The organism is Methylobacterium sp. J-059 (assembly GCF_022829485.1).
In the GTDB taxonomy this organism is placed as follows: Bacteria; Pseudomonadota; Alphaproteobacteria; order Rhizobiales; family Beijerinckiaceae; genus Methylobacterium.
In genome coordinates this window covers 1-22021 of the sequence record NZ_JAKSYA010000146.1, presented here as the reverse complement: position 1 = coordinate 22021, position 22021 = coordinate 1, and the positions used below count along the sequence as shown (strand labels likewise).

Here is a 22021-nt window from a genome sequence, read left to right as displayed (position 1 = left end):
GCCTTCCGCATGCGAAACCGCGACCTCGTCTACGTCTCCAACGCCCCCTTCACCGAAGTCTCCAAGGTCGTCAGCGTCTTCTCCACCGTCGCAGGCCCCGTCGCATCCGCAGCCTCCGTCTACGCCTACTCACGGTAGGCGTTTTCCCCGCCCGACGCGGTGCCTCCGTCCGCGATGCGTCGCCGGCCGACTTGCCCGATCGCGGGTTTTCCCGGAAACAGGCGGCCGTCCGGGACGCGGCTCGGTGTTTGGTCCGCTGCCGTGCCGGAGGTGCGTCGATGCCGAGAAGGGGCCTGATGACGATCGGACGCGCTTCCCGGTTCGACCCGACCCTGGCCCAGTCCCGCATCCGCAGCCTCCGTGCCGGCCTCGCGCTGGCGGTGCTGAGCGTGTTTCCCGCCTGCGCCGACGTCGTGGTCGGCGTCGCGGTCCCGCGCTCGGGCGCCTACGTCTCGGTCGGCGAGCAGGTGCTGCGCGGCGTCGAGGCGGCAGCCCGCGACGCCAACGCGAAGGGCGGCCTCGACGGGCAGGCCATCCGCCTCGACGTGCAGGACGACGCCTGCGATTCCAACACCGCCACGGCGGTCGCCAACCACTTCGTGCGGTCCGACGTGGGCCTCGTCGTCGGGCACGTGTGCTCGAACGCCTCGCTTGCGGCCTCGGAGATCTACAGCCAGAACGGCGTCGCGATGATCACCGCGGCCTCGGTCTCGGCGAGGTTGACCGATCGCGGTCTGCCGACGATCTTCCGCGTCTGCGGCCGCGACGACGATCAGGCGCGCCTCTCGGCGATCGTGCTGGCCGAGCGCTTCCGCGACCGCAAGATCGCCTTGCTCCAGGATCTGACGCCGGCCGCGCGCGCGCTCGCCACGGCGACCAAGGACAACCTCAACCGCATCGGCATCAACGAGGCGCTGCTCTCCGCCTTCTCGCCGAGCGATGCCGACGACGCGGCCTTGGCCGACCGGCTGAAGGCGGCCGGCATCGAGGTCGCCTATTACGGCGGCGACGCCGCCGAGATGGGCCGGCTCGTGCGGATCTCGGCCGAGCGCGGCTTCCGGCCGCAATGGTTCGGCACCTCCGCGATCGCCACGCCGGATTTCGCCAAGATCGCCGGCGGGGCGAGCAACGGCGTGCTGATGACCTTCTACCTCGACCCGAGCCGCCAGCCGGCGGCGGCCGAGGTGGTGAAGGCGTTCAAGGCCGAGGGCGGCGACCCGACGGGCTCGACGATCTACGGCTATGCCGCGCTGCAGGCGCTGGTCGCGGCGGCCAACTTCGCCCACACGAAGGACCCCAGGCGCATCGCCGCGACGCTGCACGCCGAGCGCTTCGACCTCGTGCTCGGGACCGTCGGCTTCGACGGAAAGGGCGACGTCACCGCTCAGGGCTACGTGCTCTACGTCTGGAAGGACGGCGTCTTCACCCCCGCGCCGAAGTAGCCCGTCCGCTCAGGCGGCCTCGGCCGCGTCGACCTCGGGCCCGCGGCCGAGGCCGCGCAGCAATTCGGCGAGGTGCGGGCGCACGCCGAGCTGAAGCTTGTGCAGGCGCCGCACCGCCGCGTCGAGCGTGCCCCGGCGGTCGAGCATCGCGTCCGCGAAGCCGATCATCCGCGCGTTCGGCCAGGCCGGCTCGCGGATCGCGTGCAGGCGCCGGACCAGGACCTCGGCGTCGGTCTCCGGCTCGGCGTCGCTCATCAGGATCAGCAGCGCCGCGGTCGAGCGCGACAGGCCGTAATGGCAGTGGACGAGGAGATGCGCGGCAGGTCCCGCCTCGCGGTCGCGCCCGAAGGCCAGGATCGCGGCGACGTGCTCGGGCTCCGGCGGGACGAGCCCCTCGCCCGGTCCGAGGCTGTCGTGGAAGTGCAGGGTCGTGCGCCGATGGGGGCCGTAGGCGGCGAAGTCCGCCGGCTCCGGCGTGCCCGGATCCAGCAGCGACAGCACCCGGTCGACGCCGCGGTCGCCGTGGCGCGCGAGCTCTTCCAGTCCGCAGACGGTGTGGAGGGTGATGGAGGCGGGTGTCACGACGGCGGGGCCTAGCACGGCACGTCGACGGTTTCGAGACCCGCACCGGACGTGCTAGGGGCCGCGGGATCGCAGCCGATGCCGAGGGAGGTGCCATGACGACCGTGAAGCGACGTGCGCTTCTCACCGCTGGGCTCGGAGCCGCCCTCGCCTCCCCCGCTCTTGCTTCCCCAGCTCTTGCCGCCACCCCGGCCCAGGGCGGTCCCGAGGTCCGTTGGCGGCTCGCCTCGGCCTTCCCGAAGAACCTCGACATCCTGTTCGGCGCGTCGGAGACGCTCGCCCGCATCGTCGGCGAGGCGACCGACGGCCGCTTCGCGATCCAGGTGACGGGACCCGGCGAGCCGGTGCCGGCCGACGGGCTTCTCGATGCGGTCGCGGCCGGAACCGTCGAGATGGGGCACGGGCCGGCCACCGTCGCGGCCGGCAAGGATCCGACGCTCGCGCTCGCGACCGCGCTGCCCTTCGGCCTCAACGCCCGCGGCCAGAACGCGTGGTGGCTCGCCGGCGGCGCCAACGACCTGTTCGCCGACCTGCTCGCGAAGAACGGCCTGGCGAGCCTGCCGGGGGGCAACACCGGCGCCCAGATGGGCGGCTGGTTCCGGCGCGAGATCAAGACGGTCGCCGACCTCCAGGGCCTGAAGATCCGCATCGGCGGCCTCGGGGCGCAGGTCCTGGCCAAGCTCGGCGCCGTGCCGCAGGCGGTCCCGGGGCCGGAGATCGCGGCCGCGCTCGAGGCCAAGCGCCTCGACGCCGCCGAGTGGATCGGCCCCTACGACGACGAGCGCCTCGGCCTGCAGAAGGCCGCGCCGATCTACCATTATCCCGGATTCTGGGAGGGCGGCGCCATGCTGCACTTCTGGCTCAATGCCGAGACGTGGAAGGCGCTGCCCAAGCCCTACCGGGCAATCCTCCAGGCGGCCTCGGCCGAGGTCGCCGCGGACGTCCAGGCCAAGTACGACGCCCGCAACCCGGGTGCGCTCCGCCGGCTGGTGGCGACCGGGGCGCAGCTCCGCCCGTTCCCGCAGGACGTGATGGAGGCGGCGCTGAAGGCCGCCAACGACGTCTACGCCGAGATCGCGGGCAAGAACCCGGACTTCCGCCGCATCTACGAAGCGATGAAGACCTTCCGCAACGAGGAATATCTCTGGTTTCAGGTGGCGGAGTATACCTACGACAATTTCATGATCCGTGCGCGGGCGCGCGGATAAGCGCGGTGCCGCGGTTTCGGTTTTCGTGGCAAGATTGCGATCCTCGGAGGTTTGCCCGCGGCTGCAAGTCCCAAGCCGTCGCGGGATCGCGCCGAAACTGTCGCGGAACAGCGTTCGATGATGCCCGATGACGATCTCGTTCCCGAGACCTTCGACGACGTGCCGGAGCGCTCCGGGCGTTGCCTGATCGTCGGCGTCGGGGCCTCCGCCGGCGGGATCGAGGCGCTGGAGGGCTTCTTCCGCGGCATGCCGAGCCTACCGGGGCTCGGGATCGTCATCGTGACGCATCTGAGTCCGTGGCGCGAGAGCGTCCTCCACGAGATCGTCTCGCGGTTCACCGACCTTCCGGTCGAGGTGGCCGCCGACGGCCACGCGGTCGCGGAGAACCACGTCTACGTCCTGCCGGCCGATGCCGTCGTCGGCATCCGCAACGGGATCCTCGTCGTGCAGCGCCAGGGCGCCGACCAGCGCGAGCGGCACCCGGTCGACATCTTCCTCAGCGCGCTGGCGGCCGACCAGGGCGAGCATTCCGGCGGCGTCATCCTGTCGGGGGGCGATTCGGACGGGACGCTCGGCATCAAGGCGATCAAGGAGCATGGCGGCATTACGCTGGCCCAGGTCGCCAACGGCGACGGGCCGCAGCACCCGGAGATGCCCTCCAGCGCGATCGCGACCGGGTACGTCGATTTCGGCGTTCCCTCCCACGAGATGGGCGACAAGCTCGTCGCCTATCGCCGAAGCCTGTCGATGACCGATGCGATCCTGACCGGCGGCGGTCCCGACGAGGCCGGCCGGTCTCCCGACGCGCTGCGCGGCGAGATCTACGCGATCCTGCGCGCCCAGGTCGGGCACGAGTTCGGCGGCTACAAGACCAAGACCTTCCTGCGCCGGGTCCAGCGCCGGATGCAAATCCTCCAGGTCGAGGCCGTCGCCGCCTACGTCGAGCGGCTCCGCCGGGATCCGGCCGAGGTCTCGGCCCTGTTCCGCGACCTCCTGATCAACGTGACCACGTTCTTCCGCGACGCCGACGCCTTCGCCGTCCTGAGCGAGCGCGTCATCCCGAAGCTCTTCGAGGGCCGCGGCGCCGACCAGACCGTCCGGGTCTGGGTGCCGGGCTGCGCCACCGGCGAGGAGGTGTTCTCGCTCGCGATCCTGATGCTGGAGCACATGGAGACGCTGAGCGCGGTCTGCCGCGTGCAGATCTTCGCCACCGACATCGACGAGCACGCCCTCGGCGTCGCGCGGACCGGCCGCTATCCGGAGCAGCTGCTCGACGGCGTCTCGCCCGAGCGCCGCCGCCGCTTCTTCGTGCGGGACGGTGCGAGCTTCGTGCTGACCAAGCCGGTGCGCGACCTGTGCATCTTCTCGCCCCACAGCGTCATCCGCGACCCGCCGTTCTCGCGGCTCGACATGGTCTCGTGCCGGAACCTGCTGATCTATTTCGGGCTCAGCATCCAGAACCAGGTGCTGCCGACCTTCCACTACGCGCTGAAGCCCGGCGGCTTCCTCTTCCTCGGCATGTCGGAGAACCTGAGCCAGTTCGCCGACCTGTTCGCGCCGATCGACAAGAAGCACCGCATCTTCCGCAGCCGCGCCGACCACGCGACGGAGCCGCGCGTTCCGCTCGCCCTCAGCGGATTGCGCGCGATGTCCCAGATCGGAGATCTGCGGCCGCGTCAGTCGGGCAGCAGCAGCCTGGCGCTTCGCCATTCGGTCGAGGTGCAGGTTCTCGAGCGGTTCTCGCCGCCCCACGTCGCCGTCAACCGCCAGGGCGACGTGGTCTACTACTCGAACCGGACCGGCAAGTACCTCGAGGCGGCGCCGGGCCTTCCCACCCGCCAGCTCCTGACGATGGCGCGCAAGGGCCTCAGGCTCGAGCTCCGGGCGGCGTTCCGCGAGGCGGTCGACACCAACGCCCAGGCGGTGCGCGAGGGGCTCGTCGTGGAGGGCGACGACGGCCGCGTGCAGATCGTCACCGTGACCGTCGAGCCCCTGGTGGCGCAGCGCTCCGAGGAACCGCTGTTCCTGGTGCTGTTCAGCGACGAGGGGCCGTCGATCAGCCGCGAGGCGGCGCAGAAGCGCTCGGTCTCGGCCCAGGACGAGGTCGCGCTCCAGCTCGAGCGCGAGCTGCGCGAGACCCGCGAGCGCCTGCAATCGCTGATCGAGGAGTACGAGACCGCGCTGGAGGAGCTGAAATCCTCCAACGAGGAGCTGGTCTCGGTCAACGAGGAGCTGCAATCGACCAACGAGGAGCTGGAGGCCTCGAAGGAGGAGCTGCAATCGGTCAACGAGGAGCTCTACACGGTCAACGCCGAGCTGAACGGCAAGGTCGAGGCGCTGGACCGCGCCAACACCGACCTGCACAACCTCTTCGCCAGCACCGACATCGCGACGGTGTTCCTGGACGCGAAGCTGGTGATCCGCAGCTACACCCCGGCGGTGACGGAGATCTTCAACATCCTGCCGAGCGACCGCGGCCGCCCGATCACCGATTTCGCCGGCCGGCTGACGCTGCCGAACCTCGCCGAGGACGTCGCCGCGATCATGCGGGGCAGCGACACGATCGAGCGGCAGATCGACCGTGGCAAGGACGCCGCACGCTTCCTGGTGCGGCTCGCGCCCTACCGGAACGGCGAGAACCGGATCGAGGGCGTCGTCGTCAGCTTCATGGACGTCACCGTGCTCGCCCGCGCCGAGATGAGCCAGCGCGTCCTGGTCGCGGAGCTGCAGCACCGGACGCGCAACCTCCTGGCGGTGGTCCAGTCGATCGCCCGCCAGACCCTCGGGACCGGGCCGGCGGTCGAGGGCTATGCCGAGCGGCTGAAGGCGCTCGGCCGGGTGTAGGGCCTGTTCGGCCGCTCCGACAGCGGTGCGGTCGACCTCGCCGAGGTGGTGCGGCTCGAGCTGCATGCGCATGGCGGCGAGGAGAACGACCGGATCACCGTCTCGGGGCCGTCCGTCGCCCTCGACTTCGAGCACGTCCAGACCTTCGCCCTCGCGCTGCATGAGCTGGCCACCAACGCGGTCAAGCACGGTGCCCTGGCGCAGGCCGAGGCGCGCTTGGCGATCGGATGGACCTTGGGCGCGAGTCCCGCCGGCGGGCGGCTGCTCGTCCTCGACTGGATCGAGAGCGGCGTCGTCATGCCGGCCTCTCCGGAGCGCCGCGGCTTCGGGCGCGACCTGATCGAGAAGGCCCTGAGCTACAGCCTTCGCGCCCAGGCCCGATTCGAGCTCGGGACGGACGGTGTCCGTTGCCGCATCGAGATGCCCCTATGAGTTGTAGCGTCAAGAGGTTACACCTGTATCCGTCAGGCGGCGTGACCGGCGCGGCCTGCGCGGCGGCCAGGTTCGAGACGGCATGAACAATCCCTTCATTCGGAAGCTGGAGAACTTCACCCGCTTCTCCCTGGCGGATCGGAAGGCGCTCTCCGACGCGACCGCCCAGAACCTCCGCCGGCTCGGCGCGCGCGAGGACATCATCAACGAGGGCGACGAGCCGCGGGCCGTGAACCTCGTCCTGGAAGGCTGGGCCTGCCGCTACAAGCAGCTGCAGGACGGGCGCCGGCAGATCATCGCGTTCTTCCTGCCGGGCGACCTCTGCGACCCGCACATCTTCACCCTGCGCCGCATGGATCACGCCGTCGCCTCCCTGACGCCGGTGACGCTGGCCCGGATCACGCAGGAGACCATCGAGGGCATGACGGCGGCCTCGCCCCGCATCGCCGAGACGCTGTGGTGGGAGATGCTGCACAACGCCGCCGTTCAAAGGGAATGGACCGTCAGCCTCGGGCAGCGCTCGGCCGTCGAGCGCCTTGCCCACCTGCTCTGCGAATTGTATCTGCGCCTGCGCGCGGTCGGCCTCACCGAGGGGACGGCCTACGACCTGCCGGTGACACAGGCCGACCTTGCCGACACCCTCGGCCTGTCGAGCGTCCACGTGAACCGAACCCTCCAGGAGCTGCGCGGCGCGGGCCAGATCACCTGGAAGGGCCGACGCGTGACGATCCACGACCTGCCGGCGCTGATGGCGCTCGCCCTGTTCGACCCCGGATACCTCCACCTCGATCACGAGGGCGCGCATCTCGATGCGAACTGAGGACGGCCTCGCACCGGACGCCGAGACCTGCCAAGCTGCCCCGGAACGAAGCGACCGCTTCGCAGGGACCGGGGCCCGATGACCATCGACGGTCGGATCGCCGCGCTCGAGGCCGAGAACGCAGCCCTGCGTCGGCACCTCGGCGCGGCCGGGCTCGACCTCGGGTCGCCGCCGGCGACCTCGACCGCACCGGCGATGGTCGCGGTCCTCCATCGGACCCGCAACACCCTGGCGATGATCCGCGCGATCATCCGGCGCTCGGCGGACACCGATCGCAGCGTCGAGGAGTGCCTGATGCGCCTCGACGGCCGCCTCGGGGCGATCGCCCGCGTGCAGAGCGCGGGGATCACCGCCCCGTCCTGCGGCATCGACCTGCACTCGATCCTCGCCGACGAGCTGCTGGCCCTCCTCGCCCGCGAGGGCGAGCAGGTCGCGATCGAGGGGCCGAAGGTTCTGCTGGCGCCCCGCGCCGCCGAGGTGTTCGCGCTCGCCGCCCACGAGCTCGCCAACAACGCGATGGAATACGGGGCGCTGACGATCCCCGACGGCCGCATCGCCGTCGCCTGGCGCCTGGAGCCCGGCGCGGCGGCACCGATCCTGTCGCTCACCTGGACCGAGACCGGGCTGCACGACCTGCCGGCCGAGCCCGCGCGCTGCGGCTTCGGCACCGAGATGCTGGAGCACACGCTGCGCTACGAGTTCGGCGCGGAGACGACTCTGGCCTACGCTCCCGGCGGCCTGCGCTGCGCGATCCGCTTCGCTCTGGTGCCGAGGATCGGCATCGTGCCCGACCCGTCGGCGGACGAGGACGGGCTCGACGCGTAGGTTGTTTGGATCGGACGGTCAGGCCCCGAACAGCGCGCGGGCGATCGCGCCCGGTTCCACCGGCTTCTCGCAATGGGCGACGTCGGCGTAGCGCGGCGGCACCATCTCCCGGTCGTAGCCGGTCGCGAAGACGAAGGGGATGCCGCGTGCCGCCAGCGCGTCGGCCAGCGGAAAGACCATCTCGCCCTGCAGGTTGATGTCGAGAACGGCGGCATCGAGGTGGCGCGTCTCGGCGAGCAGCGTCAGGCCGTCGGCGACGGTGGCGGCCGGCCCGACCACCTCGGCGCCCCCCGCCTCGAAGCTGCGCATCAGGTCGGAGACGATGAAGTAGTCGTCCTCGACGAGCAGGACGCGGCGCTTGGCCAGCGGAGCCGGCACGGTTCGGTGGCCGAAGGGGTCCATCGTGCTTACGGTTCTTCCAGCCTCGTATCCGGCGACAGTATCGCACGGATCCGCGCGAGAAAGCGGCCGTGAACGCGCGGCGGGCGCGTCCGGCGGTCAGGGCGTGCGCTTGCGCAGCACGAAGGTGCCGGAGGCGAGGAATTTCTGCGCACGCTTGCCGGTGTCGACCTCGGTCGTGAACACGTTCCCGCGCGAGTCGACGGCAAGGTTGTGGACCCAGTGGAATTGCCCAGCGCCGCGCCCGTTGCGGCCGAAGGCGCCGAGGGTCTTCCCGGTGGCGCGCGACAGGGTGCGGACCTCGTTGTTCGCCCCGTCGGCGTTGAGGAGGAAGCTCTCGTCGGCATCGGGCCATAGGGCGAGTTCCCAGACCGAGCCGTTGGCGCGGGTGTTGGTCTCGACGAACATCTCCTTCACGAAGCTGCCGTCCTTCCTGAAGACCTGGATGCGGTCGTTGGTCCGGTCGCAGACGTAGACGAGCCCGTCGCGTGCGATCTTCACGCAGTGGACCGGGTTGGCGAATTGCTGCGACGGGGCGGCGGCGGGATCGTAGGGCGGCAGCTTGTCGTCGGTCGGCGGCCGGCCGTAGGCGCCCCACATGCGCTTGAACGCCCCGGTTTCGGAATCGAACACGATGATGCGGTGGTTGTAGTAGCCGTCGGCGACGTAGACCTCGTTGGCGGCCGCGTCGAAGTCGACGTTGGCGGGCTTGCCGAGCCGGCTGGTGTCGCGGCTGTCGGTCTGCGGCCCGGACTTGCCGATCTGCATCACGAACCGCCCGTCGGCGGTGAACTTGAGCAGCTGCCCGTCGTTCGCGCCGTTGCCGGCGATCCAGACGAAGCCCTTCGGATCGACCTGGATGCCGTGCTCGTTCTCGGGCCAGTCGTAGCCCTGCCCCGGCCCGCCCCAGGAGCGCAGCACCGTGCCGGCCTGGTCGAACTCGAGGACCGGGGGCGCCGGCTTGCAGCACTTGGTCCGCGGCGGATCGAGGCTCGCCGCCTTCTCGTCGTCGGTGAGCGTGCGCGGGCGCTGGACCACCCAGACATGGTCCTGGGCATCGACCGCGACGCCGGCCGCCTGCCCCATAATCCAGTCGTTCGGCAGCGGCTTCGGCCAGGCCGGGTCGACCTCGAAGGTCGGCACCTCGACGGCACCGCACGGACCGACCGCCGTCGCGGCCCAGAACAGCCCGACCGCCAGCGTCTCGCCGAGCTTGCGCATGTGGATCTCCTCCCGGCGGCGCACTTCCGGCGCCTGCGGGCTCAGTCTGCGGCGGGTCTCGGCGGGAGGCCAGGGGGCGGGGGTGTCGGCGCGGCGCGACGGGTGACAGATCCACCACAACCGTCGGGCGCAGCGCCTCGCGACGATCGCGCCCAAGAAAAAAGGCCACTCCCGAAGGAGCGGCCCGAAGTCTAGGGAGGAAACGCCCAAGAAGGGCAACAGGACCGCGACGCCATCGCCATCCCGCGCTGCACAATCTGATCCTCCCGATCGGAAATGCAAGGGGTTTCGGTCAGTGATCCTGTCGTTTCTCGCAGGCGAGCTCGGGTCGATCGCGGCATGTGCTGAAAATGTCGCAGGCGCGCGCAGCCGTTTTTCGGCCTTCGATGGCCGGGCTGCCGCCGGTCGATTATCGGTAAGTCTCTGACAAGACACAAGTTTTGAGCACCCCCGCCGGAGCATCGAAGCGGGCGGGACCGCTTGCGATCGCGTCTCGCGCGCAGCGGGACGATCGCGCTCCACGCTCTAGCTGAGCCGACACGGTTCCGCGATGCGAGCCGGCGGGGACGACGCGACGACATGGCGATTCACGAAAAGCGCTTCCGGGTCCTCAACGATGCCGCACCGCGGCAGGGCGGCACCTACGTGCTCTACCTGCTGCAGCAGGCGAACCGGGCGCATCACAATCCGGCGCTCGAATTCGCGATCGAGGAGGGCAACCGTTTCGGCCTGCCGGTGGTGGCCTGCTTCGGGCTCCTCGACGGCGCCAACGGGTTCCCCGAGGCCAACGCCCGGCATTACGCCTTCCTGCTGCAGGGGCTCGCCGACGCCAAGGCAGGCCTGGAGAAGCGCGGCGTCGGCTTCGTGATGCGCAAGGCCTCGCCCGCCGAGATCGCCATCGACCTCGCCCGCGACGCGGCGCTCCTCGTGCTCGATCGCGGCTACCTCGCGATCCAGAAGCGCTGGTACGGCGAGATCGCGAAGGCGGTCGAGGCCCGCGTCGTCCAGGTCGAGGGCGACGTCGTGGTGCCGGTCGAGGTCGCCTCCTCCAAGCACGAGTTCGCCGCCCGCACGCTTCGGCCCAAGCTGCACAAGCTCTGGGACGACTTCCTGGAGCCGCTCTCGGCCCGCAAGGTCGCGCACGGGGCCGACGGCCTGAAGCTCGCGAGCGAGATCGACGTGTCCGACCCGATGAAGGTCCTGGCCGGCATGAGCCTCGACACCGAGATCGCACCGGTGAAGCGCTTCGTCGGCGGCGAGACCCAGGCCCGCAAGCGCCTTAAGGCGTTCCTGGCGGACGGGCTGTCCGGCTACGGCAACGGCCGCAACCGGCCCGAGGCGGCGGCCGCCTCGCACATGAGCCCCTACCTGCATTTCGGCCAGATCTCGCCGGTGGAGATCGCGCTCGCCGTGCGCGCAGCCAAGGACGGCGACGGCGACGACCGCGGGGCGTATCTCGAGGAGCTGATCGTCCGGCGCGAGCTCGCCTCCAACCACGTGTTCTACACCGACGGCTACGACGACTACGCCAAGGCGGTGCCGGACTGGGCGCAGAAGACGCTGGCCGAGCACGCGGACGATCCGCGGCCCTACCGCTACACCGAAGCGCAGCTCGCGGCCGGCGAGACCCACGACCGCTACTGGAACGCCGCTCAGGCCGAGATGCGCGAGACCGGCTACATGCACAACCAGCTGCGCATGTACTGGGGCAAGAAGATCCTCGAATGGTCGCCCTCGCCGAAGGTCGGCTTCGAGCGGACGCTGCGGATCAACAACCGCTACTTCCTCGACGGGCGCGATGCGAACTCGTTCACCAACGTCGCCTGGGTCTACGGCCTGCACGACCGCCCGTGGGCACGCCGCAAGGTGTTCGGCACCGTGCGCTATCAGAGCGAGAACTCGCTCAAGAAGTTCGATGCCAAGTCCTACGTGAAGACCGTCGAGACGCTCTGCGCGGCGGAGAAATAGCCGCCCTGCCCCTCGGGGCATAGCAAGCTCCTCGCGGGAGCATGTTCCAAGATCACCGGATCGGGGAACATGCTCTTCCTTGTCGTGAAGTCGCATTTTTCTCACGCGAGCCGCCATTCACCGCGTTCGAAAATGCTTTAAGCCACGGGGGCTGACGCAACCCGGCTCCGGTCGGCTTGCCGAGGCGAGCGTGCCCCGTCCGTGTCGAGTTCTCGCGCCATGCCGCCCCGTTTCCGCACCCGCGCGTCGATCGCGCGCCTGCGCAGCGCCTCGATCGGGGCCTATCCGCTCTGGCGCGGACGGCTGCTGTTCCTGGTCGGCGGCATCTGCGTCGGCCTCGCCGCCGTCCTGATGGCGCGATGCGCCGACGCGGCGCAGGTCGGCTTCAAGGCGTTCGTCGGCGTATCGCCGCTGGCGGCGCTCGTCGTGACGCCCGCCGGCTTCGCGCTCGCCGCCCTGCTGGCGCGAACGGTGTTCCCGAACTCGCAGGGCTCCGGCATCCCGCAGGTGATCGCGGCGCGCCACACCCGCGATCCGGGCTTTCGCCACCGGCTGATCTCGCTCCGCGTCGCCTTCGGCAAGATCGTGGTGATGACGCTGGGGCTCGCCTGCGGCGCCTCCTCGGGCCGCGAGGGGCCGACGGTGCAGGTCGGCGCGGCGATCATGGCCGCGGTCGGGCGCCTGACGCCGGACCGGCTGCCCGGCCTGATCCTCGCCGGCGGTGCGGCCGGCGTCGCGGCCGCCTTCAACACGCCGCTGGCCGGCATCGTCTTCGGGATCGAGGAGCTCGGCCGCGCCTACGAGCCGCGCTCGTCCGGCCTGATCGTCGCCGGCATCGTCGCGGCCGGCCTCACCTCGCTCTGGCTCGTCGGCAACTACACCTATTTCGGGACCAGCGACGTGACGCTGCCGCTCGGCAAGGGCTGGCTCGTCGTCGTCGTCCTCGGAGCAGCGGGCGGCTTCGCCGGCGGCGTGTTCAGCCGCCTCGTCATCCTGTTCGCGCGCGGGCTGCCGGGCCGCGCCGGCCGCTGGATCGCCCGGCATCCGATCGCCTTCGCGGGCCTCTGCGGCCTCGGCGTCGCGCTCGCCGGGCTCGCCTCGGGCGGGTCGATCTACGGAACCGGCTACGAGGAGGCGAAGGCGCTGCTGCACGGCGATTCCGCGGCGCGGCTCGACTTCGCGCCGTTGAAGTTCTGCGCCACCGCCCTGTCGGCGATCAGCGGGATCCCCGGCGGCCTGTTCGCGCCCTCGCTCGCGGTCGGGGCCGGCCTCGGGGGCATGCTGCAGGACGTCTTCCCGGGCGTGCCGATCGGCGCGCTGGTGCTCACCGGCATGGTCGCCTACCTGGCCGGCGTGCTGCAGGCGCCGATCACCGCCTTCGTCATCGTCACCGAGATGACCCAGGACCATGCGATGATGATCCCGCTGATGATCGCGGCGGTGCTCGCCGACGCCGCCTCGAAGACGGTCTGCCGCACCGGGCTGTACCACACGCTCGCCGAGATCATGCTCGCGCGCGCCGAGCCGGCGAAGGACGAGACGCGAATCGAGGGCGAGAAATAACGGATCGAACGCGCGCGCGGGCGGGAACGGTTGAGCTTGGCCCGCATTGATCGGTCGCCTTCCCTGCCGGCCGTTCGCCGGTTCGTTCCGGAGTGTTCGGCATGACCCTTCTCAAATGGGCCCTCATCTGCTTCGTCGTCTCGGTGATCGCCGGCGGCCTCGGCTTCACCGGGATCGCCTCGGGCGCCGGATCGCTCGCCCGCATCCTGTTCGGCATCTTCCTGGTCATCGCCATCGTCATCGTGGTCATCGCCTTCGCCGTCGGGCAGGCGGTGTTCTGAGGCCCGGACGTTGGCCTCGGACCCGCGGCCGGGCGCCGTCCTGAACGGGCGCACCTGCCTCGTCACCGGCGCCACCTCCGGGATCGGCTACGAGACCGCCCTGGGGCTGGCGAAAGCCGGCGCCCGGGTCGGCATCGTCGGCCGGGACGCGGGGAAGGTCTCCGCCTCGGCGCGCGCGATTTCTGCCGCGGTGCCCGGGGGGGCGGTCGACACCTTCGTCGCCGACCTCTCGTCGCAGGCCGAGATCCGGCGCCTGGCGGGCGAAGTCCGTGCCGCCTACCCGTGCCTCGACGTGCTGGTGAACAACGCCGGCGCGATCTTCGACCGTCGCCTCGTCACGGTCGACGGGTTGGAGCGCACCTGGGCCCTCGATCATCTCGGCTACGTGCTGCTCACCCTCGAGCTCCTCGACCTGCTGAAAGCTTCCGGCCGGCCGGGCGCCGCGTCGCGGATCGTCAACGTGGCCTCGGCCGCCCACACCCGCGGCCGCATCGCCTTCGACGATCTCCAGGCCGAACGCTCCTACGGCCCGATGCGGGCGTATGCGCAGGCCAAGCTCGGCAACGTGCTGTTCACCTACGCGCTGGCCCGCCGCCTCGCCGGCACGCCCGTCACGGTGAACGCCCTGCATCCGGGGGTGATCGATACCGGCTTCGCCAAGAACACCGGGGGCGCGTTCGGCTTCGCCTGGAACCTGATCCGGCCGTTCCTCACCAAGCCCGCCGAGGGCGCGACGACGACGCTGCACGTGGCGACCGCGCCGGCGGTCGAGGGCGTGAGCGGCCGCTACTTCGCGCGCAGCCGCGAGACGGGGTCGTCGCGCCACAGCCGCGACGAGCGCGTGCAGGAGCGGACCTGGGCGCTGAGCCTGCAGCAGATCGGGCACGCGCCACGGTAGGGCGCACCCGACCTTTTCCCGCACCGTCAGCCGCCCGTCGCCTCGGCGGCGACCCTGCCCATCGCGGGTACGGATGCCGCGCGCGCCTGCGCCTCGATGAACACGCGGGTCACGTTCGGGACGCGGGCCTTCAGGTCGCGGTCGAGGCGCGCCGAGACCCGTTCGACCTCGCCCGCGCTGAGGTCGTCGGCCATGTCGAGGCTGACGTTCACCAGGATGTCGGATGGGCCCATGTGCTGGGTCAGCACCTCGTTGACGGTGTTCACCCCCGCTTCCGCGCCGACCACCTCCTGGATCGCCGCGACGACCTCGGGGTCGGCGGCCTCGCCGATCAGGAGGCCGTGGGTCTCGATCATCAGGAAGATCGCCATCCCGACCAGCACGAGGCCGATGCCGACCGACGACCATCCGTCGAGGGCCGGCCTGTCGAGGACGTGCGCCAGCACCACGCCGGTCAACGCGATGACCAGGCCGATGAGGGCGGCGACGTCCTCGACCAGGATGGTGAACAGCGCCGGGTCCTTGCTCCGCCGGATCGCGCTGAGCGGCGAGCGGTCGCCCTTCTCGGCCCAGAACGCGCGCATCGCGACGAAGCAGGAATAGCCCTCCGCCGCGACCGAGAAGCCGAGGATGGCGACGTTCACCCAGAACCCCGGCAGCGGGTAGCCGAACAGGCTCGCGTCGGCCGCCGGCTCGGGGTGCCGGATCTTGTGGGCGCCCTCGTAGATCGCGAAGATGCCGCCGCCGAGAAAGATCAGCAGCGCGACGATGAAGGCGTAGAAGTAAACCTCGCGGCCGTAGCCGAACGGGTGCTTGGCATCCGCCGGCTTCTTTGCGCGCTTCAGGCCGACGAGCAGCAGGATCTGGTTGGCGGTGTCCACCACCGAATGCGCGCCCTCGGCCAGCATGGCGGTCGAGCCGGTGAGGAAGGCGCCGACGAACTTCGCCACGGCGATGGCGAGGTTGGCGCCGGCGGCGGTGTAGATGGCGCCGGTGCTCTCATGTGCCATGCGTGTGGGGTCCTGTCCGATCGCCGGGTCGGATCGCAGCTGGGCCGCAGCGATCCGACCACAAGCGCATGGACCGCCGGGGAGTTCCGGCGGCGTGGACGCCGGAGGCGGGCCGGTGCATCCTGGATGCCGCAACCACGGGTGCCTGCATGCCGGATACGACCTACGACGCCGACAACATCTTCGCGAAGATCCTGCGCGGCGAGATTCCGGCGCACCGGGTCTACGAGGACGCCGACACTTTAGCCTTCATGGACGTGATGCCCCAGGGCCCCGGCCACACCCTGGTGATCCCGAAGGCGCCCGCGCGCGGGCTGCTCGACGCCGAGCCCGCTTCGCTCGCCGCGCTCGCCGCCAGCGTGCAGACGGTCGCACGGGCGGTGAAGGCGGCGTTCAAGGCGGACGGGCTGACGGTGTTCCAGTTCAACGAGGCGGCCGGGGGGCAGACGGTGTTCCACCTCCACGTCCACGTCGTGCCCCGCTTCGAGGGCGTGCCGCTCCAGCGCCACGAGGGCGGGATGGCCGATCCGGCGGTGCTCGCGGACCACGCCCAGCGGATCCGCGACGCCCTGAAGGGCTGAGGCCTCAGGCGGCGGTCGCTGCACCGGTCGGCGCCACCCCGGTCAGGAGCCGGCGCAGGGCCGCATTCTCGGCTTCGAGCTCGCTCACGCGGCGGAGCAGGAAGGCGATGGAGGTCTCGTCCACTGCAGGTTCGGCGGCGGGCACCGCCGGCGCGGCCTTGGGCGTCTCGACCGCGAAGGTGATCCCGACGCCGTCGGCGCGCCGCCAGCGCATCGCCGAGCGGTAGGTCCGCTCCTTCTGCGGGATGAAGAGGTCGAACATCTCCGGCAGCGTCGCGGTCTCGCTGAGCACGAGACGCGCACCCGTCGAGGAGAAGTCCCGCACGAGGCAATCCATGCTCGAGGAGCCGTTGTTGAACAGGATGCGTCCCTTGAGGAACACCCTCTGCCGGACCTCGTTGCGATTCTCCGACGACATGAAACGAGCCTCAGGACCGAAAATTCAGGCTCGATCGTCCCACGGCGCCCCTTAAGGAATGCTCGCCGCGATCGCCGACTCCGCCCGGCTCACCTATAAAAAGCGCCGGTCTACGGTCTGGAACAGGTAGAAGCCGTTGAAGCGGACCCCGGTCTGCGCGGCGCGGCCGTCGAAATCGAGGGGGAGACCCGAGCTCTCGTCGAGCTTGCCCCCGAAGGTCCAGCGGCCGCCGCCGAGGAAGCTCGGGACGCGGCTGGACTCGGGAACGGCGCAGCACAGACCCTCGACGCTCTTCAGGCGGAACAGGTTGTAGCTCTGCATCGGAGAATCTCCGCTCGGCCGACCCCTCTGGCCGGATCCGTCGTACCCGACGATCCGGCTTGACCGTGTGGTTAATCACACACTCTGTCCGGTTTGTGTCGATCCGGTTTCGGGGACGTTGCGCTCCAGCTCGTCGAGCCAGATCCGGGCCGAGCCGTCGGACGGCGCACGCCAGTCGCCGCGCGGGGAGAGGGCGCCCCCGGCAGAGACCTTCGGCCCGTTCGGCAAGGCCGAGCGCTTGAACTGGCTGAACCCGAAGAAGCGGGACAGGAACACCCCGAGCCAGCGCCGGATCTCGGGCAGGCCGTAGGCGACGCGCTTGTCGGCGGGAAAGTCCGGCGGCCAGGCGCCGGCCGCCGCATCGCCCCAGGCATGCAGGGCCAGGAACGCGATCTTCGAGGGCCGGAAGCCGTGGCGCAGCGTATAGAACAGCGTGAAGTCCTGCAGCGCGTAGGGGCCGATCGTGGCCTCGGTGCTCTGTGGCGCCGCGTCGGCCTCGGCGGGCACCAGCTCGGGCGAGATCTCGGTGTCGAGCACCGCGCTGAGCACGCGCCCCTCCTCCGTGCCGAACTGGCCCGAGGCGATCGCCCAGCGGATCAGGTGCTGGATCAGGGTCTTGGGCACCCCGGCGTTGACGGCGTAGTGGCTCATCTGGTCGCCGACGCCGTAGGTGCACCAGCCGAGCGCCAGCTCCGACAGGTCGCCGGTGCCGACGACGATCGCGCCGGCGTGGTTGGCCAGCCGAAACAGGTAGTCGGTGCGCAGGCCCGCCTGCACGTTCTCGAAGGTGACGTCGTAGACCGCCTCCCCCGCAGCGTAGGGGTGGCCCATGTCGGCGAGCATCTGGCGCGCGGCGGGTCGGATGTCGATCTCGGCCGCGGTGGTGCCGAGCGCCCGCATCAGCGCGTGCGCGTTCCCCTTCGTCGCCTCCGAGGTGGCGAAGCCCGGCAGGGTATAGGCCAGGATGTCCGAGCGCGGATACCCGAGCCGGTCGAACGCCTTGGCGATCACGATGAGGGCGTGGGTCGAATCGAGGCCGCCCGAGACGCCGATCACGGCCTTGCGGGTGCCGGTGGCCTCGAGGCGCTGGGCCAGCCCCGCGACCTGGATGTTGTAGGCCTCGTAGCAATCCTGCGCGAGGCGGGCCGGATCGGCCGGCACGAAGGGAAACCGCTCGATCCGCCGGATCAGCCCGAGGTCGCCCGTCGGCGGATCGAGGCGGAACGACGCCCGGCGGTAGGCCGGGCGGGAGCCCGGCCGCGCGTTGTCGTCGAAGCTGCCGGCCTGCAGGCGCTCCTGGGCCAGCAGGTCGAGGTCGATGTCGGCGAACGTCGCCACCGGCCCGGCGGCGAAGCGCTGCCCTTCCGCCAGCCGCACGCCGTTCTCGTCGATGCTGGTCTGCCCGTCCCAGGACAGGTCGGTGGTGGATTCGCCGAGCCCCGCGGCGGCGTAGATGTAGGCGCACAGGCCCCGCATCGAGGCGGCGCGCGAGAGCAGGGCGCGCGACTCCGCGCGGCCGACGGTGATCGGGCTGCCCGAGAGGTTCGCCAGCACCGTGGCGCCGGCGAGCGCGGCGTGCATGCCCGGCGCGTCGGGCACCCACAGGTCCTCGCAGATCTCGACGCCGACGATCAGGCCCGGCGCGTCCTCGGCCGCGAACAGCTGGTCGGCGCCGAACGGGACGGCGTGCCCGGCGAAGCGCACCGTCTCGGCCGCGATGCCGGCGCCGGAGGCGAAGTGGCGCTTCTCGTAGAACTCCCGGTAGTTCGGCAGGTGGATCTTCGGGACGATGCCGAGGAGGCGGCCGCCCTGGATCGCCAGCGCCGCGTTGTAGACCCGGTTGCGCCAGCGCGCGGGCGCACCGACGAGGAGGAGGGGGCGCAGGGCCGCCGAGGCGGCGATCAGCCGTTCCGCCGCCGCCTCGACCGCATCGAGCAGCGTCGCCTGCAGAAGCAGGTCCTCGATGGCGTAGGCGGAGAGGGCGAGTTCCGGGAACACGGCCACCGCGACGCCTTGCCGGTGACAGTCTTGCGCCAGCGCCAGGATCGCGTCGGCGTTGCGCTCGGGGTCCGCCGGATGGCTGCGCCCGGTGCAGGCGGCCACGCGGGCGAAGCCCTGGGCGTAGAGGGACCGGAAGTCCCGTGGGAGTTGGGTGGGTGCCAAGGGCGTCACGACCCGCGCGAGGGAGGAGTTCCGCGCCACCTTACCGCCTGGCGGCCCGCCCCTCCAGCGGCCCGCGCCGGACCGGTTTCAAGGCTCTGTTAACGACGTTCGGCCTAACTCGGATCGACCGTTCCGGGCGGGACGGCCTTCCGTGTTTCGAGTTTTTGAGAACCCATGCGCGCATCGGGACGTCCTCCCTATTCTCATCGCGACCCCTCTCGCCCCAGCCGCGGCGGCGACCGCCCGAGCCTCACGCTCGGCGCGCTGGCCCATCGGCTGATGTCGTTGCGGGCCAGCCTGACGCGGCGCCTCGTCGGCGGGCCGCAGCGCCCGAGCTACACCATCGCCGGCACCCGGCCGGCGCCGAGCTGGCTCACGCCGCCGAACGCGATGCTGGGTCGCGGCGCCGAGCCGGATGCCGGCGGCTGGACCGATTCGCGGGCCGGCCAGGATGCCGTGTTCGCCCATGCCTGGCCCGCCGAGATCTTCGACGACCGGGCGACCCTCGACATGCTCGACGGCGCCCGGCCCGAGAGCCGGATCGACGCCTCCGCCTCCTCGCCGGGCGTGCTCGTGCGCTCGCCGCGCCGGCCCGCCGCGATCACGCCGGAGGACATCGACCGGCCGCGCGGCGTCGCCCGCTCGGTTCCGGGGCCCTCCGACCGCTCCGGGACGGCTTCGGCCGTCGCTTCGCCCGTCCCTTCGGCCGTGCGCTACACCCGCACCCCCGACACCATCCTGCAGGAGCGCCGCCAGCGCGCGCTGGAAGCCGAGCGCAACGCCCTCGACCTAGCGCGGGCCGAGGCCCAGGCCGCGATGCTGGCCGCGGCCGCCGAGCGCGACGCCGCCGAGCGCGCGGCGCAGGCGCAGGCGGATGCCGAGGCGGCCCGCGCCGCCGCCGAGGCCGAGCAGGCCGCGGCCGAAGCCAGCGTGATCCCGCCCGGGCCGCCGCTGCCGCTCTGGCGCCAGCCCTTCGTCCCGCCGCCCGGCGTCCGCTTCTTCCGCACGCCCGATCGCCGCCCGGCGCGTCCGGCGGTCGAGCTGTCGGTGGACACCGCGCCCGCCCCGGTCGTGCCGGCGGAAGCCCGGGACCTGTCGGAGCTGCCCGACTGGTCGGACGTCCAGCCGTGGTTCGAGGCCGGCGACTGGTCCTCGGCCGAGGCCTGGGAGGCGATCCAGCCCGAGGCCGCCCAGGGTCGTGACCGCGACGCGATGCCGGAGACGGACCCGAGCGCCGAGGCAGCGCAGGCGGCTCCCGTCGCCGCGCCGGCCGGGTCCGTCCCGTCCGAGCGCTACGTCTCGGTGCCGGTCGACATCTCCCACCTGCGCTCGCTTCCGCCGGCTCCGGTCTACGTCCTCGACCGCCTCGTGCGCTTCGACCGCCCGCTGCATCCCGCGCACGGTCAGGACAACGCCAGCCAGGGCGGCATCGGCCGCTCGGACGACGCCGGTATGGATGGGGCCGAGCCGATTGTGCCCGCCCGCCCGGCCCTGTCGCTGGTGTTCGGACCCGGAACCCCCCTCCCCTCTCCGCCGCCTGCCGAGACCGTCGAGATCCGCCGTGCACCGGTCCTGTCGGCCATGGCCGCCCGCGCAGCGATCCGGCCCGCGCGCGCGATGGAGCCGGCGGTCGCCTCGCCGCGACCGTTCCTGCCCGAGGTCTCCCTGCCCGAGGTCCGCGAGCCGGAGATCGAGGTCGGCTTCGAGAACGCCGAGCCGGACTTTGCCGAGCCGGATTTCGCCGAGCCGGATTTCAGCGAGCATGCTTTCGCGGCGCACGCCTTCGAGCCGTCCTTCGCGATGCCGGCCGCCGCGCCGCCGGTGATCGTCCCGATCCCGCCGCGTCCCGTGCTGCTGCGCGGCAAGGCCGCCCCGGCACCGGAGCCGGTCGCGGTCGCGCCGGCCCCCGAGCCCGAGGAGGTCCCCGCCCCCGTGGAGGCCTACGCCGAACCGGTCGTCCAGGCGCCCGCGATCCCCGCCCCGGCGATGCCGATCGTCGGCCGCCCGCACCTGATCGCCGCCGGCCGGCACCTCGCCATCGCCTCGGTCGAGAACGCCGACTACGAGCTTCCCGCCCTCGATCTCCTCGCCATGCCGGTGCCCGGCGAGAGCCCCGAGGTCGATGCCGACGTGCTGGAGCAGAACGCCCTCAACCTGCAGCAGACGGTTCAGGATTTCGGCGTGCGCGGCGACATCCTCGCGGTGCGCCCCGGCCCGGTCGTGACCCTCTACGAGCTCGAGCCGGCGCCCGGCACCAAGTCCTCCCGCGTCATCGGCCTGTCGGACGACATCGCCCGCTCGATGTCGGCGGTCTCGGCCCGCGTCGCGGTCGTGCCCGGCCGCAACGTCATCGGCATCGAGCTGCCGAACGAGATCCGCGAGACGGTCTTCCTGCGCGAGCTGCTCTCGGCGCCGGACTTCTTCGCCAGCAAGCACAAGCTCGCGCTGTGCTTGGGCAAGAACATCGGCGGCGAGCCGATCATCGCCGATCTCGCCCGCATGCCGCACCTGCTGGTGGCCGGCACCACCGGCTCGGGCAAGTCGGTGGCGATCAACACCATGATCCTCAGCCTGCTCTACCGGATGAAGCCGGAGGAGTGCCGCCTGATCATGGTCGACCCGAAGATGCTGGAGCTGTCGGTCTACGACGGCATCCCGCACCTGCTCTCCCCCGTCGTCATCGATCCGAAGAAGGCGGTCATCGCCCTCAAGTGGGCGGTGCGCGAGATGGAGGAGCGCTACAAGAAGATGTCCAAGATCGCGGTCCGAAACATCGACGGCTACAACGCCCGGATGGCCGAGGCCCGCGCCAAGGGCGAGACCATCACGCGGACGATCCAGACCGGCTTCAACCGCGAGACCGGCGAGGCGGTGTTCGAGGACGAGGCGATGGACCTCGCGGCCCTGCCCTACATCGTGATCGTGGTCGACGAGATGGCCGACCTGATGATGGTGGCCGGCAAGGACATCGAGGGGGCGATCCAGCGCTTGGCGCAGATGGCGCGCGCGGCGGGCATCCACCTGATCATGGCGACGCAGCGTCCG

At 71.2% G+C, this 22021-nt stretch carries 19 protein-coding genes and 1 pseudogene; 13 read left to right on the top strand and 7 right to left on the bottom strand.

Going from position 1 to position 22021, the window contains the following annotated elements; translation table 11 throughout:
* Positions 1-138, top strand: a pseudogene (locus MKK55_RS21865) (sugar transporter); the annotation flags it as partial.
* A 158-nt stretch (positions 139-296) separates the two neighbouring features.
* Positions 297-1442, top strand: a complete 1146-nt coding sequence (locus MKK55_RS21860; RefSeq protein ID WP_243937613.1) for a branched-chain amino acid ABC transporter substrate-binding protein — start codon at positions 297-299, stop codon at positions 1440-1442.
* A gap of 9 nt (positions 1443-1451) precedes the next feature.
* On the opposite strand, the gene MKK55_RS21855 is transcribed toward MKK55_RS21860, so the two are convergent.
* A complete protein-coding gene (locus MKK55_RS21855; RefSeq protein WP_243937612.1) occupies positions 1452-2024 on the bottom strand; it encodes a tyrosine phosphatase family protein in 573 nt (190 codons plus the stop codon).
* Between the two features lie 95 nt (positions 2025-2119).
* On the opposite strand from MKK55_RS21855, the gene MKK55_RS21850 reads away from it, so the two are divergent.
* From MKK55_RS21850 to MKK55_RS21830, 5 genes are all read left to right on the top strand, one after another.
* A complete protein-coding gene (locus MKK55_RS21850) occupies positions 2120-3232 on the top strand; it encodes a TRAP transporter substrate-binding protein (protein ID WP_147725609.1) in 1113 nt (370 codons plus the stop codon).
* Between the two features lie 117 nt (positions 3233-3349).
* Entirely contained in the window at positions 3350-6076 is a 2727-nt protein-coding gene (locus MKK55_RS21845; protein WP_243937611.1) for a CheR family methyltransferase, read from the top strand.
* A 48-nt stretch (positions 6077-6124) separates the two neighbouring features.
* Complete coding sequence (locus tag MKK55_RS21840; RefSeq protein WP_243937610.1) at positions 6125-6508, top strand: hypothetical protein; 384 nt, start codon at positions 6125-6127, stop codon at positions 6506-6508.
* 82 nt (positions 6509-6590) lie between these two features.
* Positions 6591-7328, top strand: coding sequence for a Crp/Fnr family transcriptional regulator (locus MKK55_RS21835; protein WP_147843358.1), 738 nt, complete (start codon positions 6591-6593; stop codon positions 7326-7328).
* A 78-nt stretch (positions 7329-7406) separates the two neighbouring features.
* Positions 7407-8153, top strand: a complete 747-nt coding sequence (locus MKK55_RS21830; protein WP_243937609.1) for a sensor histidine kinase — start codon at positions 7407-7409, stop codon at positions 8151-8153.
* Between the two features lie 18 nt (positions 8154-8171).
* On the opposite strand, the gene MKK55_RS21825 is transcribed toward MKK55_RS21830, so the two are convergent.
* Positions 8172-8555, bottom strand: a complete 384-nt coding sequence (locus MKK55_RS21825) for a response regulator (protein WP_243937608.1) — start codon at positions 8553-8555, stop codon at positions 8172-8174.
* Between the two features lie 96 nt (positions 8556-8651).
* Complete coding sequence (locus MKK55_RS21820) at positions 8652-9773, bottom strand: hypothetical protein (protein WP_243937607.1); 1122 nt, start codon at positions 9771-9773, stop codon at positions 8652-8654.
* Between the two features lie 579 nt (positions 9774-10352).
* Here MKK55_RS21820 and MKK55_RS21815 point away from each other — a divergent pair.
* From MKK55_RS21815 to MKK55_RS21800, 4 genes are all read left to right on the top strand, one after another.
* The gene (locus MKK55_RS21815; protein ID WP_243937606.1) at positions 10353-11741 is read left to right on the top strand and encodes a deoxyribodipyrimidine photo-lyase; all 1389 of its coding nucleotides are present in this window, start codon (positions 10353-10355) and stop codon (positions 11739-11741) included.
* 219 nt (positions 11742-11960) lie between these two features.
* Entirely contained in the window at positions 11961-13304 is a 1344-nt protein-coding gene (locus tag MKK55_RS21810; RefSeq protein WP_243937604.1) for a chloride channel protein, read from the top strand.
* 101 nt (positions 13305-13405) lie between these two features.
* Entirely contained in the window at positions 13406-13585 is a 180-nt protein-coding gene (locus tag MKK55_RS21805) for a DUF1328 domain-containing protein (RefSeq protein WP_147752961.1), read from the top strand.
* A gap of 40 nt (positions 13586-13625) precedes the next feature.
* Positions 13626-14483, top strand: a complete 858-nt coding sequence (locus MKK55_RS21800; protein WP_243937618.1) for an SDR family NAD(P)-dependent oxidoreductase — start codon at positions 13626-13628, stop codon at positions 14481-14483.
* Between the two features lie 26 nt (positions 14484-14509).
* Here the strand turns inward: MKK55_RS21800 and MKK55_RS21795 are convergent, their stop codons facing one another.
* Entirely contained in the window at positions 14510-15493 is a 984-nt protein-coding gene (locus MKK55_RS21795; RefSeq protein ID WP_147843920.1) for a cation diffusion facilitator family transporter, read from the bottom strand.
* A 149-nt stretch (positions 15494-15642) separates the two neighbouring features.
* Between MKK55_RS21795 and MKK55_RS21790 the strand changes: the two genes are divergently transcribed.
* The gene (locus MKK55_RS21790; RefSeq protein WP_243931707.1) at positions 15643-16074 is read left to right on the top strand and encodes an HIT family protein; all 432 of its coding nucleotides are present in this window, start codon (positions 15643-15645) and stop codon (positions 16072-16074) included.
* A gap of 4 nt (positions 16075-16078) precedes the next feature.
* Here the strand turns inward: MKK55_RS21790 and MKK55_RS21785 are convergent, their stop codons facing one another.
* From MKK55_RS21785 to MKK55_RS21775, 3 genes are all read right to left on the bottom strand, one after another.
* Positions 16079-16492, bottom strand: coding sequence for a PilZ domain-containing protein (locus tag MKK55_RS21785; RefSeq protein ID WP_147725600.1), 414 nt, complete (start codon positions 16490-16492; stop codon positions 16079-16081).
* A gap of 93 nt (positions 16493-16585) precedes the next feature.
* A complete protein-coding gene (locus MKK55_RS21780) occupies positions 16586-16813 on the bottom strand; it encodes a hypothetical protein (RefSeq protein WP_147725599.1) in 228 nt (75 codons plus the stop codon).
* A 75-nt stretch (positions 16814-16888) separates the two neighbouring features.
* Positions 16889-18976, bottom strand: a complete 2088-nt coding sequence (locus tag MKK55_RS21775) for an NAD(+) synthase (RefSeq protein ID WP_279596317.1) — start codon at positions 18974-18976, stop codon at positions 16889-16891.
* A 174-nt stretch (positions 18977-19150) separates the two neighbouring features.
* Here MKK55_RS21775 and MKK55_RS21770 point away from each other — a divergent pair.
* On the top strand, positions 19151-22021 hold a 2871-nt coding region (locus tag MKK55_RS21770; RefSeq protein ID WP_409566103.1), incomplete at its 3' end, for a DNA translocase FtsK.

What these genes read in the sequence shown, in the direction of transcription:
- MKK55_RS21860 (WP_243937613.1), top strand. Translation starts at nt 297, where the DNA reads ATGACGATCGGACGCGCTTCCCGGTTCGACCCGACCCTGGCCCAGTCC.
- MKK55_RS21850 (WP_147725609.1), top strand. Translation starts at nt 2,120, where the DNA reads ATGACGACCGTGAAGCGACGTGCGCTTCTCACCGCTGGGCTCGGAGCC.
- MKK55_RS21845 (WP_243937611.1), top strand. Translation starts at nt 3,350, where the DNA reads ATGATGCCCGATGACGATCTCGTTCCCGAGACCTTCGACGACGTGCCG.
- MKK55_RS21835 (WP_147843358.1), top strand. Translation starts at nt 6,591, where the DNA reads ATGAACAATCCCTTCATTCGGAAGCTGGAGAACTTCACCCGCTTCTCC.
- MKK55_RS21830 (WP_243937609.1), top strand. Translation starts at nt 7,407, where the DNA reads ATGACCATCGACGGTCGGATCGCCGCGCTCGAGGCCGAGAACGCAGCC.
- MKK55_RS21825 (WP_243937608.1), bottom strand. Translation starts at nt 8,555, where the DNA reads ATGGACCCCTTCGGCCACCGAACCGTGCCGGCTCCGCTGGCCAAGCGC.
- MKK55_RS21820 (WP_243937607.1), bottom strand. Translation starts at nt 9,773, where the DNA reads ATGCGCAAGCTCGGCGAGACGCTGGCGGTCGGGCTGTTCTGGGCCGCG.
- MKK55_RS21815 (WP_243937606.1), top strand. Translation starts at nt 10,353, where the DNA reads ATGGCGATTCACGAAAAGCGCTTCCGGGTCCTCAACGATGCCGCACCG.
- MKK55_RS21810 (WP_243937604.1), top strand. Translation starts at nt 11,961, where the DNA reads ATGCCGCCCCGTTTCCGCACCCGCGCGTCGATCGCGCGCCTGCGCAGC.
- MKK55_RS21805 (WP_147752961.1), top strand. Translation starts at nt 13,406, where the DNA reads ATGACCCTTCTCAAATGGGCCCTCATCTGCTTCGTCGTCTCGGTGATC.
- MKK55_RS21795 (WP_147843920.1), bottom strand. Translation starts at nt 15,493, where the DNA reads ATGGCACATGAGAGCACCGGCGCCATCTACACCGCCGCCGGCGCCAAC.
- MKK55_RS21790 (WP_243931707.1), top strand. Translation starts at nt 15,643, where the DNA reads ATGCCGGATACGACCTACGACGCCGACAACATCTTCGCGAAGATCCTG.
- MKK55_RS21785 (WP_147725600.1), bottom strand. Translation starts at nt 16,492, where the DNA reads ATGTCGTCGGAGAATCGCAACGAGGTCCGGCAGAGGGTGTTCCTCAAG.
- MKK55_RS21780 (WP_147725599.1), bottom strand. Translation starts at nt 16,813, where the DNA reads ATGCAGAGCTACAACCTGTTCCGCCTGAAGAGCGTCGAGGGTCTGTGC.